This is a genomic window from Pseudomonas sp. BNK-30, assembly GCF_047456185.1.
Taxonomy (GTDB): domain Bacteria; phylum Pseudomonadota; class Gammaproteobacteria; order Pseudomonadales; family Pseudomonadaceae; genus Aquipseudomonas; species Aquipseudomonas putida_E.
In genome coordinates this window covers 216,447-229,766 of record NZ_CP179904.1, presented here as the reverse complement: position 1 = coordinate 229,766, position 13,320 = coordinate 216,447, and the positions used below count along the sequence as shown (strand labels likewise).

11 protein-coding genes and 1 pseudogene are annotated in these 13,320 nt (G+C 51.7%); all 12 read right to left on the bottom strand.

The annotated features are described in order from the left end of the window. Positions 1–18: 18 nt before the first annotated feature. The 12 genes and pseudogenes from ACMGGN_RS01040 to cyoB all read right to left on the bottom strand — a co-directional run bounded on the left by ACMGGN_RS01040 (position 19) and on the right by cyoB (position 13,317). Positions 19–327 (bottom strand): YkgJ family cysteine cluster protein, encoded by a 309-nt coding sequence (locus ACMGGN_RS01040; protein WP_414156396.1) that lies wholly within the window; start codon positions 325–327, stop codon positions 19–21. Positions 328–480: 153 nt separating this feature from the next. Next, positions 481–1,688 (bottom strand): annotated as a pseudogene (alaC, locus tag ACMGGN_RS01035) (alanine transaminase). 249 nt (positions 1,689–1,937) lie between these two features. Then, a complete protein-coding gene (locus tag ACMGGN_RS01030; protein ID WP_414156395.1) occupies positions 1,938–3,146 on the bottom strand; it encodes an MFS transporter in 1,209 nt (402 codons plus the stop codon). A 45-nt stretch (positions 3,147–3,191) separates the two neighbouring features. Further along, positions 3,192–4,163: an amidinotransferase gene (locus tag ACMGGN_RS01025; protein ID WP_414156394.1), complete on the bottom strand. Its 972-nt coding sequence runs from the start codon at positions 4,161–4,163 to the stop codon at positions 3,192–3,194. A gap of 131 nt (positions 4,164–4,294) precedes the next feature. After that, entirely contained in the window at positions 4,295–5,170 is an 876-nt protein-coding gene (locus ACMGGN_RS01020) for a cupin-like domain-containing protein (RefSeq protein WP_414156393.1), read from the bottom strand. Between the two features lie 41 nt (positions 5,171–5,211). Beyond that, positions 5,212–5,970 carry an SDR family NAD(P)-dependent oxidoreductase gene (locus tag ACMGGN_RS01015; protein ID WP_414156392.1) on the bottom strand — a complete coding sequence of 253 codons (759 nt, stop codon included), beginning with the start codon at positions 5,968–5,970 and terminating at the stop codon, positions 5,212–5,214. Positions 5,971–5,985: 15 nt separating this feature from the next. Next, positions 5,986–7,053 (bottom strand): aromatic ring-hydroxylating oxygenase subunit alpha, encoded by a 1,068-nt coding sequence (locus tag ACMGGN_RS01010; RefSeq protein ID WP_414156391.1) that lies wholly within the window; start codon positions 7,051–7,053, stop codon positions 5,986–5,988. Between the two features lie 11 nt (positions 7,054–7,064). After that, complete coding sequence (locus ACMGGN_RS01005) at positions 7,065–8,321, bottom strand: ATP-grasp domain-containing protein (protein WP_414156390.1); 1,257 nt, start codon at positions 8,319–8,321, stop codon at positions 7,065–7,067. A 1,119-nt stretch (positions 8,322–9,440) separates the two neighbouring features. Further along, positions 9,441–10,328 (bottom strand): heme o synthase, encoded by an 888-nt coding sequence (gene cyoE / locus ACMGGN_RS01000; protein ID WP_012316179.1) that lies wholly within the window; start codon positions 10,326–10,328, stop codon positions 9,441–9,443. Between the two features lie 11 nt (positions 10,329–10,339). Beyond that, a complete protein-coding gene (cyoD, locus tag ACMGGN_RS00995) occupies positions 10,340–10,672 on the bottom strand; it encodes a cytochrome o ubiquinol oxidase subunit IV (RefSeq protein WP_012316180.1) in 333 nt (110 codons plus the stop codon). Then, positions 10,672–11,295, bottom strand: a complete 624-nt coding sequence (cyoC, locus tag ACMGGN_RS00990) for a cytochrome o ubiquinol oxidase subunit III (protein WP_012316181.1) — start codon at positions 11,293–11,295, stop codon at positions 10,672–10,674. The genes cyoD and cyoC overlap by 1 nt, the downstream gene beginning before the upstream one ends. A gap of 3 nt (positions 11,296–11,298) precedes the next feature. After that, positions 11,299–13,317, bottom strand: a complete 2,019-nt coding sequence (gene cyoB / locus ACMGGN_RS00985; RefSeq protein ID WP_115273905.1) for a cytochrome o ubiquinol oxidase subunit I — start codon at positions 13,315–13,317, stop codon at positions 11,299–11,301. Positions 13,318–13,320: the final 3 nt, after the last annotated feature.

The following is a 13,320-nucleotide window of genomic DNA, read 5'->3' as shown; positions in this document are numbered from 1 at the left end:
TCATGTGATAGGAGGGGTTCATGGATCGCACTCGTCGCAACTGGGGTTGTGTACGCCACCCTCCCACGACGCTTCGAACTCACGGCAAGGGCTGGAACGGTTGGCGTAAATGGTGCACGCCACCTCGGTGCCGATCTCGCCCTTGAGGCTGACGCAGCGGCAAGGCTTGGCATCGGTGCCGATCATGGCTACCCGGGTCGGGTTGATCTGCACCACCAGGTCATCGGGCACAACGCCACCGGCTGACTGGCATTCGCCCCAGAAGAAGGACACACGGAAGTACCCGCAGCAGGCGCCGCAGTCAAGGCAAGGGTTGTATTCGGACATGATGGCACGGAAGGGGAAGGTTATTGTTATCGGGGCTGGCCCGCGGCGCCATTTGTAATCGAAGCCAGGTCGGCTGAGAAGAGGGGCAACGAAAAATAGTTTGCCGTCGATCCGGCAAACATCAGGGGCCGCATGGCGGCCCCTGAAACTGCACTATTTGCGGCTCAGGCCATCAGCCCGGAACATCTGCCGGATGCCCCGTATCGCCTGGCGAATCCGGTCCTGGTTTTCGATCAGGGCGAAGCGCACGTGGTCATCACCGTAATCGCCAAAACCGATGCCCGGCGAGACACACACCTTGGCTTCAGCCAGCAGCTTCTTGGCAAATTCCAACGACCCCAGGTGGGCGTACTGCTCGGGTATCTTGGCCCAGACATACATCGACGCCTTGGGGTTCTCGACCATCCAGCCCAGCTCGTGCAGGCCTTTGACCAACAGGTTGCGGCGCTGGCGGTACTGCTCGGCGATGTCGCGCACACACTGCTGGTCACCTTCGAGCGCCGCGATCGCCGCGACCTGCAAGGGGGTGAAAGTGCCGTAGTCGTGGTAGCTCTTGATTCGCGCCAGGGCGCTGACCAGCTCAGGGTTGCCGACCATGAAACCGATCCGCCAGCCGGCCATGTTGTAGCTCTTGGACAGCGTGAAAAACTCCACGGCAATGTCCTTGGCACCCGGTACCTGCATGATCGACGGTGCCTTCCAGCCGTCGTAGACGATATCGGCGTAGGCCAGGTCGTGCACCACCAGCACGTCATACTGCTTGGCCAAGGCCACCACGCGCTCGAAGAAGTCCAGCTCCACGCATTGGGCAGTAGGGTTGGACGGGAAGCCGAGGATCATCATCTTCGGCTTGGGGATGGACTCGCGGATCGCGCGCTCGAGTTCATTGAAGAAGTCGACACCGGGCACCAGCGGCACCGAACGCACCTGGGCACCGGCGATCACTGCGCCGTAGATGTGGATCGGGTAGCTCGGGTTGGGCACCAGCACGGTGTCACCATGGTCGAGGGTACCGAGCATCAGGTGCGCCAGGCCCTCTTTGGAGCCGATGGTGACGATGGCTTCGCTTTCCGGGTCGATGTCGACCTCATAGCGCTCCTTGTACCAGTTGGAAATGGCACGGCGCAGCCGCGGGATGCCGCGAGAGGTTGAGTAGCCATGGGTGTCATCACGCTGGGCGACTTGCACCAGCTTCTCGACGATGTGCGGCGGGGTAGCGCCATCGGGGTTGCCCATGCTCAGGTCGATGATGTCCTCGCCACGGCGGCGGGCAGCCATCTTGAGCTCGGCAGTGATGTTGAAGACGTAGGGGGGAGACGATCGATGCGCGCAAAGCGGCGCGGCGAACCTTGGTCGGCCATGGTTTCCTCTGAGTACGTAAGCGCCCGGAACCGTCCGAGCGACGCTGGCCGATGTGGCGGCCTGGATCAGAAGATAATGCCGAAACAGGATACCTGTAAAGGGCAATTTCCTGTTTTTACTTTTTTTTTAGGTTTATTGCCTGATATATCCAAGTCTCCATTGGACAGCAGCCAGATCACCAGATCCGCAGTAGCCGTCGAACGCTAGACCCCCTGATGCTTGCCTGTAGTATGCAAGCACGCCCTCAGCTATTTTTCGAATTCAGAACCAACTGTCTCAACTTTGGTATTTGAAAAAATTGAAAGGTAGGAAATACCAAATAGCACAATTAAGGCAACAACAGATAACACCAAAGAGACAGTAGGCAGCCTATAATGGTCCGCAGCAAGTGCCATTGACAAACCCGAAATAGTCAACCCTCCAAAAGAGAGTCCGTAAAACAGCCCCATGACCGAAGCCACTTTGTGCTGTGGACAGACGGCGAGCAAGCCGTTCATAGAAACCATCAACCCAATCTCAAACAAAACCATATAAACGAAATAGAGAGTGAGTGATACTACCGGGCTGACTGTTACAAAAGGCGTACTTACAAATAAGCAAGTGATAAATATCGACAAGAAAGCCAACCTTTTAGGTTGTTTTGACCTTGACAAGAAAAAATTTACAATCAAAAGCCCTGCAATAATCCCCATGCAACCAATAACTTCCCCAATAATGCCTTTCCCCAATCCCAAATCAAGCCATGCTAGAGGAATCCATGTGCGCGCAACTTGATTGTAGGACTGGAAAACAATTACAACAAGCGAGAAATACATGAAATAAACCATAAGATCTTTATTTTGCCTAATCTCTGCAAGCCCTGCCCAACCAGAGTGAAATACAAACGAACGCGACTCCCTTTTAACATTAACTAAGGCTAACTTTAGGCAGCAAAGCGCTGATAGAAAATAAGTAAATCCATTTACAATAGCTATATGCATAAGAGAAATATGAGATACCAAAAAAAAACCGGCAAGAGCACCCAACGCTTGCCCAATGAAGCTGCCACCCATGACAAGGTTATTGGCTTTGTCAAGACTAACAGGATCAGCAAAGATCTTAACACCTATGCTTCTGAATGTTTTCGTTGTCAGCTCTATAAACCCTCGTACGGCTAATATCAGATAAAGAGGTGTTAGCCAATCAGCCTGAATACACAACCCCATCAGGACTGTAATGAGAGCAGATACGACTTCAACAGAAATCAAACCAGTACGCACAGCATAGCTGTCACATATCTTAACTGCTAACGGCAAGAAGAAAATTGCCGGTAGAAACTGCGCGATGTAGACGCCTGAAGCCTTGACCGCTGAAGAATCCATACTGAACAAGCTCAAAGCCAAAGCTGAAACAAACAATGTAGTACCGGCAGAGTTAATCAATGTAGATAAAGCCAGATATAATATCGGAGCATTCATAATCAATACCAATGCCCCTCTATGGGATAGAGGGGGCGACAAAGGTTAATTAAAATATGACAGCAAATCACCTCTCCTACGCACGTCGCATGTCACACAATGAAATGCTCCTCCAAACCTCATGACATTCCGAAATGGCACCGGAACCACCTCAAATCCCCAATCCGCCAACATTTCAATCAGCGGAGCCTCTTGCTCCTCGACCACGACTGTCTTCGGGTCAAGCATCAATACATTCATGCTCGTCCAGGTACTGGACATATACATAGCATGGCTGTCTGGAATGGTAGACTTAGGAGCATATTTAATATCCCAGCCTTTAAGTACTTCGGGCACGACTGGCATGCGTTCCGGATTCAAAAGAATTTTGCCTGGAGCCAGAGGCATGAAAGTTGCGTCAATATGCATCGGCGCCGAGTCCACCGGCTTTATTACATGGATTTTATACTTGCTATCAATATGGCGCCTTACCCATTCGATACCCATAGCATTTGTTACGTGACTAAGCTGAGCAAAAATATCGTAGCCACACTTGATGAAGTCTGCCGCATCAAATACGGGTTCAAATTCATTGACCACGAATTTATTATTACTCAATGGATCTATCTTATCGTAATCCCATTGATATAATTCATCCAGGAGCTGAGGCTTGGGCGCACTAATCCACTTGGCACCGTGGTTAAAATAGTCTTTGAGCAAAGGACGATAGGCTTCAATTTCGAAATACCTTGAACGCCACGACATAGGTGACTCGATTATAGTGTCTCCTACTACTAGAAGGATGTCTCTGGGCATAGCAGCGTATAGCCCGCTTGGAGCACTCCAGTTGGGCGTACTAAATGGTCTGGCTTGCTCGAGCCTATCTGGACGCGTGACTTCAATTCCTCGACTCGCAATTACTTCCGCTAATCCATCAAGCTCTGCACATGCAGCATCATAATGGGATTGCGGTAATCTATTGCCAACATGGCGAATAAAGAACTCCTTACTGTCCTCTGGCATAGTAGCCTCAAGCATTATGTCCCACTTTGGAACTGCGGCGCCCTGCATAACCCCAACTATAACCTCCTCTAGAGGATCCCATTCGTTATGAGAGCTCACCCGAACAATCTTACCTCCATTCATATACCACCCTCTATTACTCCACACTAAAAACTTACTGGATCGTTTTCCTTCGAAAAATCTCCGCTTGTCAGGTAGTTGAAAAGACGCTCTCCCGTAGACTGTGGTGTAAAGAAGAATTCTTTTGGGTACTTTCGACCCATAATTGAATAAACGAGCATATCTCTTAACGTTCGAGTAACGTACCTTGGCCCCAAACGCACTAGCATTTTGCAATAATCACTGCCCAGAACTGGCTGACCAAACCAATGATTCACCGATATTGAGGGTGTGCAAGACCTTAGGTAATGCCACCACCCCTTTGGAATGAACATCATATCCCCAGGAGAAACCGTAACCCTGTACACTCTCGCCTTCATAAACTGGGGAAAATCAGAAGGTAAGAAGCTCTCACAATCTATGCGACTGTTTACAATATTATCTACATATGGATACACATAGGGCGTATCTTCAAACGGCACTAAGTAAACTGTCTTGAACCCATGTACCTGTAAAAATAAATTATCTTTTAGATCGGAATGAAGTCCTGAGCAGGTTCCTTTCGACCCAATCCAAAACCTCGTATCAGAACCACCAGAATACTGATCAGTTATTTTTCCAAATAAAAAAAATGAATCAATATCATCAAAAAGCTCATTCGAGCGGACATACCCTAAATAGCAAGGCTTAGCGTGTTCATCATGCGCCAGGTCGACAAAACTTTCGAAACTCATTATTCTCTCGTAACGTTCATGTCCGCCATCTAATTCTCCGCCTGTGGCAGGTAAGTTAGTCAAAGCCTTGACTTCTTTATCCCCGATGCGCTCTTTGAGGGAATCAAAATTCCATTTAACTCCCGCCCAGTTTTCAGCAAGACCATTTATGACGACGGGAACACCTAAGTCTATGAATTTAGTCAACACCGTTTTATCCGAGGTGTGTACCACTTCCAAGCATCTTATATTCATGCGCTAGCTAAACCTCCGACCGTTTCTCCACCGTCAACTACAAAGTTATGACCAGTGGCAAACTTTGCATTTGGCGATGATAAAAAAAGCGCTAGATCAGCAATTTCTTGCGGTTCACCCAGCCGCCTAAGTGGGATCTTGTCAGCACAAGCTGAAATCTGCTCTTCTGTATACTCTGACCTCTGCATCGGCGTTAATATATAACCTGGACTTATTGCATTCACTCTAATCTGTGGCGCCAACTCTAGAGCGAGGCATTTGGTCATTTCGATAACGCCGGCCTTGCTTATGTTGTAGCTTATGTAGTTTGGCATGGCAACCATTCCGCTCACTGATGCGGTATTTATGATTACAGAATCAGTACTTTGACTCAGCATAACCAAAGCACACTCTTGGGCCATAAAAAAAGCAGCTTTAATATTGACCTCCATTACCGCATCCCAACTAGCAGAGGTTACCGCGAGAGCAGGCTCACGGAGGCTCACACCAGCATTATTCAACAGCACGTCCATGCCGTTGAACTGTCCAAGAATTTCTGTTAACGCCAACCTTCGGTCAGACTCTACCGTAATGTCAGCAGTCACAAAAACCTCTATATCCCTAAACTCGGTTCGCCTTACATCTTCAGGTATTAAAACCTTATCAATTATCGCTACGCGACAGCCCGCTTTTGCGAACGTCTTGGCCATTGCTAGACCGATACCCGAAGCCCCCCCGGTCACAACCACTCTTTTGTTGAGATCTGGTTTATTCATAAAAGCCTCTTAATCCTATTTGATGTTTTCATCCATGAAAGAACACCATGTTTTCTGAAAATGCTTCACTCCTAATTCATGCTCACCCGCAACAGCATTGATTGAGAATTGACTAGACTTAGTATTGACTTGCAAGTCCCTGCAAACGACAAAATCCTCTTCCATATCATTAAAAATATCACGCTTCAAAACTTCCGCATCAACTGGGAAGTTTTTCTGCTGAAATGCTGTCTGAAAAACAGGAATCTCAATAATCGTGCGAGTCGCACTTATCGGCTTGAAGATAAATAACGACATATGGTTTCGAGCGGGCTGAACCGTTAGAAGTGGAAAAATATAACCTTGACGTGAGACACCACCAGGCTCCCATAGGTACTTTGAATGTTCAGTCGGAGGCGTGTCTCTGTATGGCATGGGAATCTGAATATGGGGCCCACACGGGATTGTCCTAACACCACTAAAGTCAAACGCGCCCAGAGTCTTAGGATGAACGTACGCAAAATGATAGTCCTCGACGTAGTTCTCTACTAGGATCTTCCAGTTCACATTCTCGTCAAACGTAAAATGAGCGACTTGTCGCATCTCCTCGTAAGCAAATTCATAGCCTTCTAAGTACTCGGTATAGCCCTCAAGCCAATGGTTAAGAGGTTCTGCATTTTCAACCCCGCTGGCAAATACCAACCCCCTCCATACTTCTACGGAAGCGGATTTCAAATGAAGGCCCTCAATGTCCAGATGCTCAAACCATTGTTTCTTAGGGATATGATTCACAGCGCCACTCTCCGTAAAGCTCCAAGAGTGGTAAGGGCAGACTATCCCCTTACAAGTTCCACTGCCGCTTAGCATTCGAGCGCCACGATGTGGGCAGACATTATGAAAGGAGCGAAGGCTGCCGTCGGAGGCCCTTAAAATCAAAATTGGCTCGGTGCCCAGCGTGGCCGTGACATAGCTACCGGGTGCCAGTAATTGGCTCTCATGACAAACATACTGCCAAGTCTTATTGAAAATATTTTTAATTTCTTTGTCGAAAGTACACGGATCGCTATAGTGCGAACCTGAAATTTGGCATCTGAATAATTCCATTTCGCCGCCTATTAGTTTAGAACAATTAACTCACCAGAAGCTTCCCACTCTCGAATTTTTCTATAATCAGTCTCCAGCTGAGACAAATCTTTATGTAGCAGATAGATATGCCCAACCTTTGACGGCAAATCCACCGTTTTCTTAACACAGTCGCCCACACTAGGAGTTCGAGCTATCACATAAAAGGACGGCAGCGTCGCCAGAAGTTTTCTGCAATTATTTTCTTTGACAACACCCGATCGCCCCATGATCAAATTTACAACACGTGGTATTTTTTTCATACGATAGGGTGCGTCTATATTTTTTACAAACCACGATGGATCAAGGTACTTTTTCAAGGTCATGGTCATATGACTATCACCAATGGCTTTGATTATAGGTTCAGAAATTATCCCGCCCTGCATCCGTGCGCCTGTTTCAACCAGGACTGGTCCACAGGCAGTAAATATGATTTCCGTATGACTAGGCCCCTCTTCAATCCCCAACGCCGTCAGCACTTTTTTCGTATAACCAATAAGCTTCTCTTGAATTTCGCCTTCGTAAGGGATCATCGTTTCATAATCGTATAGGTTGCCCCTACCCCGCACATTCAACCTTTTTTCTCGCCACATCTCGGTAATTCGATGCTTGCCTTCGATGCTAACCGCATTTACAACATACTGCTCACCTTCCAAAAACTCTTGAATAAGAACAGCCTCATTCACAATTCCGATCACATTCTTTTTTCCGAGAATAGCGCCGAATGCGTCTAAGGCTTCGTGCTCATCGAAACAAACGCTGACATCCTCACTTCCCATAGCGTCGACCGGTTTGATGACGACCGGCAGCGTATTTATTCTTCTGAACCCATCTAATAGTTCAGGCTCGGTGGACACCATGTATTGCTTTGCGCTATCTAATCCATGTTCGGAAATCGCCTTCGCCATCAGGTATTTATTTCGACGTCTCAGGCTACTCTCAGGATCATTTCCTTTCAGCCCCAAAGAAGACGACAGCAAGTCTGCTAACTCAACCCCCGGCTCACTTCCTGAGATTACAAACTCAGGATTGTATTTCCTAACCACCTGAACCAAATCCAAATAATTTACTTCAGCCGCTCGAAGCAATACGTCAAATATTGCAGGATCGAAGCTTTTGACATAGCTACTTGAGATTTCCTCTCTTGCTTGAACATGAACTAAGAACCAACCTAACTCCTTGAGAGCTCTTGCCAGTTCGGCGCCGGTGCTATGGCCGTCTACGATACAAGCTACGCGTGAATTAGACATTTATTAGATACCCTATAAATTAAGGACTAATCATTAGGCTACGCCGCCCCGAGCTCAAGTATTCACTCAGCCTAGCGGCAACCAGCATTACTCCCTCTGCATAAGAGAGATAGAGTCAAAGGCAGCAGCCTTATTATTCACGCTACTTTTCAGAAAAATTATCGAATAAACGACAATCAGTCCATCGGGCAGCATAAGTGTGCTCACGCCCAGCCAATCTGATTCGGCACGACTAGATATTCGACATCACAGCAACTGCTGCACGAAGATTAATCGTGTGTTCGGGGTACGACGAAATTAATAATGCACCGTACATCTAGCGTCAACCTGATTTCTCCAGACTCATTCGAACTCAAACAAAATGTTTAATCCTTGGACACGCCGACTTGAGACCGCACAGCCGAACCAAAAAACATCTAAGCGTTTGATATAACGAACGAAATTACCTCACACAGAGGACATCTAAGAGGCGACTCATCGAACCACCCTCCGCAGAACGGCCGTGACAATTTCAGAACATTCCCACTCTGAATGGTGCTGACACGAAGACCTAAGCTGAAGATGCTATGGAACGGGTTACCGCTAAAAAGCTCGTGCAGGAACAACAGGACCGAGCAGGAAGCGGGTTCCCACCCGCCGTACTCTCACACCACAATGCCCACGGTTCCGACACGGTGTTTCCTTGAGTGGACGCTTGCTCTGGCCGAGCTGGAAGTTGCTCGCCAAGCCTCACTGCACAGTGGCAAACGTGTAGATCTCCCAGGGTGATTAGCGCGACCTTCCTGCTATGCCTGTCTGATTTACGTCGCAGCGTTCCGTGCAAGTATTGGGCTTCGACGATTTGGGCCGCCCCACCCCGCTGTGCCGCCTCTATCCGCTTCCTGTTCGTCAGGCCAGCAGTTTGCCTCGGGCTTCCTTCAGATTCGCAGTCACCCGCGACACTCTTGCCTCTGGCTAACACTTCCCCTTGCCGGGTGTGTAGAGGACTTTCACCTCCAAGTCACCCCGCTCGGCCACCGTAGCCAAGCGGGTTGCGCTTACGCGCAACGCGCCATGCCTGGCGCACCCATAAAAAAACCCCGGCACATGGCCGGGGTTTTCGTGTAACAGGCGACTGTATCAGCGTGCGTAGGTCATCAGCACGTCCGCAGCGGTCTGGCTGTCCACACCCATCATCACGCTCAGGGCGGTAACGGTGAGGATGGAGAAGCCGAACACCTTGCGGGCCCACTTGCTGTCGTCCTCGGCCTTGTAACCACCCCAGGCCATGTACAGCCAGTACAGGCCCATGGCAGCTGCCACGGCCAGGTAGCCGAGGCCGGCGTAACCGCCGAGGGTGAGCATCAGGGTAGCGAGCACGAAGGCCAGCACGTACAGCACGATCTGCTTCTTGGCCGCAAGAATACCGCGTGCCACCGGCAGGACCGGAATGTTGGCGGCGCTGTAATCCTTGAAGCGGAAGATTGCGATTGCGAAGCTGTGCGGCATCTGCCACAGGCTGAACATCACCAACAGGGTCACTGCCGCCAGGTCGAAGCTATTGCTGACGGCGCAGTAGCCGATCACTGGAGGCATGGCACCGGACAGGCTGCCAACCAAAGTGCCGTGCACCGATTTGCGCTTCAGCCAGAGGCTGTAGAAACCGACGTAGACGATGAACCCGATCAGCGCACAGAACGCCGACAGCGGGTTGGCCTGGACATACAGCAGGCTGAAGCCCGCCACCCCGAGGAGGGTGGCGTAGACCAGCGCGAGGGTCAGCGACATGCCGCCCTGGACCATGACGCGGTTCTTGGTACGTTCCATCTTGATATCGATGTCGCGGTCGATGCAGTTGTTGAACACACAACCGGACGCAACCACCAGGGACGTACCTATGACCACCGCCAGGAACAGGGCGAAGTCTACATGGCCCTTCGAGGCAAGGAAGAAACCGCCTGCCACGGAAAGCACGTTACCGAAAATGATCCCCGGTTTGGTGATTTGGATAAAGTGCTTAACGGACATGCAGTCTTACCTCACTTGGCCATCATTTCGTAGTGGATGCTGAACATGATCCACAGCGACAGGCCGACCAGCAGTGCAATCACCATGGTGGTGAACAGGAACGTCGACACGTTGGAACGCTGCTCTTTCGAGCGGTCCATGTGCAGGAAGTACACGAGGTGCACTACCACCTGGATGACGGCCATGGCCACCACGATCAGGACGGTCAGGTTCTTCGGCAGGCTCGGGTACATCACCAGGCCGAACGGGATCGCGGTCAGGATGATCGACAGTACAAAGCCGATCATGTAGGACTTCACGCTGCCGTGGTTACCTTCGTGATGAGTGTCGTGTGCGTTAGCCATTACAGAACCCCCAGCAGGTAAACGACGGTGAATACGCAGATCCAGACCACGTCCAGGAAGTGCCAGAACAGGCTCAGGCAGCTCATGCGGGTCTTGGCGGTCGGCGTGATGCCGTGCTTGTTGATCTGGTACATCATGATTGCCATCCAGATCAGGCCGGCGGTCACGTGCAGGCCGTGGGTACCTACCAGGGCGAAGAAGCCCGACAGGAAGCCACTGCGCTGCGGGCCGTAGCCCTCAGCGATCAGGTGATGGAACTCGTAGATTTCCATCGCGATGAACGCAGCACCGAACAGGAAGGTCACTGCCAACCAGCCCAGCACGCCTGCTTTCTTGCCGTCGAACATCTTCAGCATGGCGAAGCCGAAGGTGATCGAGGACAGCAGCAGGAACAGCGTTTCTACAGCTACGAAATCGAGCTGGAAGATGTCATGACCCGACGGGCCGCCGGCAAAACTGCCGGACAGCACCGCGTAGGTGGCGAAGAGCGACGCAAACAGGATGCAGTCGGTCATCAGGTACAGCCAGAAACCGAGTACGGTCATCTGGCCCGAGTCGTGGTGGTGATCGTCGTGCCCATGGTCGTGACCATGAGCAGCGCCGTGGATTACTTGACTGGACATTGATTACACCCGCTCAAACGATTCGACACGTGCGCCGGCAGGCAGAGCACCTGCTTTGGCCAGCGCTTTCATGCGCTCGCCTTCGATGCGCGCCACTTCTTCGGCCGGAACCATGTAGCCCTGGTCGTCACGCGCAGCGTGGCGAACGAAGACAGCGATGGTCGCAACCAGGCTCGCGCCCACCAGCCACCAGATGTGCCAGATGAAGGCGAAGCCGAAGACGGTCAGGAACAGGCCCATGAACAAGCCGGTAGCAGTGTTGCTCGGCATGTGGATCGGCTCGTACTTGCCCGGTGCCTTGTAGGCAACACCGGCTTCTTTGGCTTCGTGCCAGCAGTCCAGGCCAACTTTCTCAGGCATGTGGGCGAAGTTGTAGAACGGAGGTGGCGACGAAGTCGACCATTCCAGGGTACGGCCGCCCCATGGGTCGCCGGTCACGTCCAGGTTCTGGTTGCGGTCGCGGACCGAAACGTAGATCTGGATCAGCTGGCAAGCGATACCGAACAGGATCAGCACGGCGCCGACGACGGCAACGTACAGGTAGGGTTCCCACAGCGGGTTGTCGGAGTGGTTCAGACGACGGGTCATGCCCATGAAGCCCAGGGCATACAGCGGCATGAACGCAACGTAGAAGCCCGAGATCCAGAACCAGAAGGCAGCTTTGCCCCACTTCTCGTTCAGGGTGAAGCCGAAGGCTTTCGGGAACCAGAAGGCGAAGCCGGCAATGTAGCCGAATACCGCACCACCGATGATCACGTTGTGGAAGTGAGCGATAACGAACAGGCTGTTGTGCAGCACGAAGTCAGCACCTGGAACAGCCAGCAGAACGCCGGTCATGCCACCAATGGAGAAGGTGATCATGAAGCCCAGGGTCCACATCATCGGTGCGGTGAAGCGCACACGGCCCTGGTACATGGTGAACAGCCAGTTGAACAGCTTCACACCCGTCGGAATGGAGATCAGCATCGTCGCCAGGCCGAAGAAGGTGTTGACGCTGGCGCCGGCACCCATGGTGAAGAAGTGGTGCAGCCATACGGCAAAGCCCAGGATGGCGATCGCGCCCGATGCATAGATCATCGAGTGGTGGCCGAACAGACGCTTGCCGGAGAAGGTCGAAGTCACTTCCGAGAACACGCCGAAGGCCGGCAGGATCAGGATGTAAACCTCAGGGTGACCCCACGCCCAGAACAGGTTGACGTACATCATCGGGTTCCCACCAAGCTCGTTGGTGAAAATGTGGAAGTCCAGATAACGGTCAACAGTCAGCAGTGCGAGTGCAGCGGTCAGGATCGGGAAGGAAGCGACGATCAGCACGTTGGCCCAGGTGCAGGTCCAGGTGAAGATCGGCATGTCCATCAGTTTCATGCCTGGTGCGCGCATCTTCATCACGGTGACGAGGAAGTTCACACCGGTTAGCGTCGTACCCAATCCGGATAGCTGTAGCGCCCAGATGTAGTAGTCGACACCCACCCCAGGGCTGTACTGAATGCCCGCGAGCGGCGGATAGGCAACCCAGCCGGTCTTGGCGAATTCACCAACGCCCAGCGAGATGTTGACCAGCAGCACGCCTGCCAGCAGCAGGTAGAAGCTCAGGGAGTTCAGGAACGGGAAGGCAACGTCACGTGCACCGATCTGCAGAGGAACCGCAAGGTTCATCAGGCCGGTGAAGAACGGCATCGCCATGAAGATGATCATGATCACACCGTGAGCGGTGAAGATCTGGTCATAGTGTTCAGGCGGCAGGTAGCCTTCGGAGCCGCCGGTAGCAGCAGCCAGCTGGGTACGCATCATGATGGCGTCGGCAAAGCCGCGCAGCAGCATGACCATCGCGACGATGATGTACATCACCCCGATTTTCTTGTGGTCGACCGTGGTCAGCCACTCGGTCCACAAGTAGGTCCACTTGCGGAAATAGGTGATAAGGCCGACGACAGCGATACCGCCGAGCGCGATCATGGCAAGCGTCACCATGACTATCGGCTCGTGATAGGGTATCGCCTCCAGGCTTAATTTACCGAACATCTC

Excerpts from the sequence above, each read along its gene's own strand:
- ACMGGN_RS01040 (WP_414156396.1), bottom strand. The coding sequence starts at position 327 with ATGTCCGAATACAACCCTTGCCTTGACTGCGGCGCCTGCTGCGGGTAC.
- ACMGGN_RS01030 (WP_414156395.1), bottom strand. The coding sequence starts at position 3,146 with ATGAATGCTCCGATATTATATCTGGCTTTATCTACATTGATTAACTCT.
- ACMGGN_RS01025 (WP_414156394.1), bottom strand. The coding sequence starts at position 4,163 with ATGCTTGAGGCTACTATGCCAGAGGACAGTAAGGAGTTCTTTATTCGC.
- ACMGGN_RS01015 (WP_414156392.1), bottom strand. The coding sequence starts at position 5,970 with ATGAATAAACCAGATCTCAACAAAAGAGTGGTTGTGACCGGGGGGGCT.
- ACMGGN_RS01010 (WP_414156391.1), bottom strand. The coding sequence starts at position 7,053 with ATGGAATTATTCAGATGCCAAATTTCAGGTTCGCACTATAGCGATCCG.
- ACMGGN_RS01005 (WP_414156390.1), bottom strand. The coding sequence starts at position 8,321 with ATGTCTAATTCACGCGTAGCTTGTATCGTAGACGGCCATAGCACCGGC.
- cyoE (WP_012316179.1), bottom strand. The coding sequence starts at position 10,328 with ATGTCCGTTAAGCACTTTATCCAAATCACCAAACCGGGGATCATTTTC.
- cyoD (WP_012316180.1), bottom strand. The coding sequence starts at position 10,672 with ATGGCTAACGCACACGACACTCATCACGAAGGTAACCACGGCAGCGTG.
- cyoC (WP_012316181.1), bottom strand. The coding sequence starts at position 11,295 with ATGTCCAGTCAAGTAATCCACGGCGCTGCTCATGGTCACGACCATGGG.
- cyoB (WP_115273905.1), bottom strand. The coding sequence starts at position 13,317 with ATGTTCGGTAAATTAAGCCTGGAGGCGATACCCTATCACGAGCCGATA.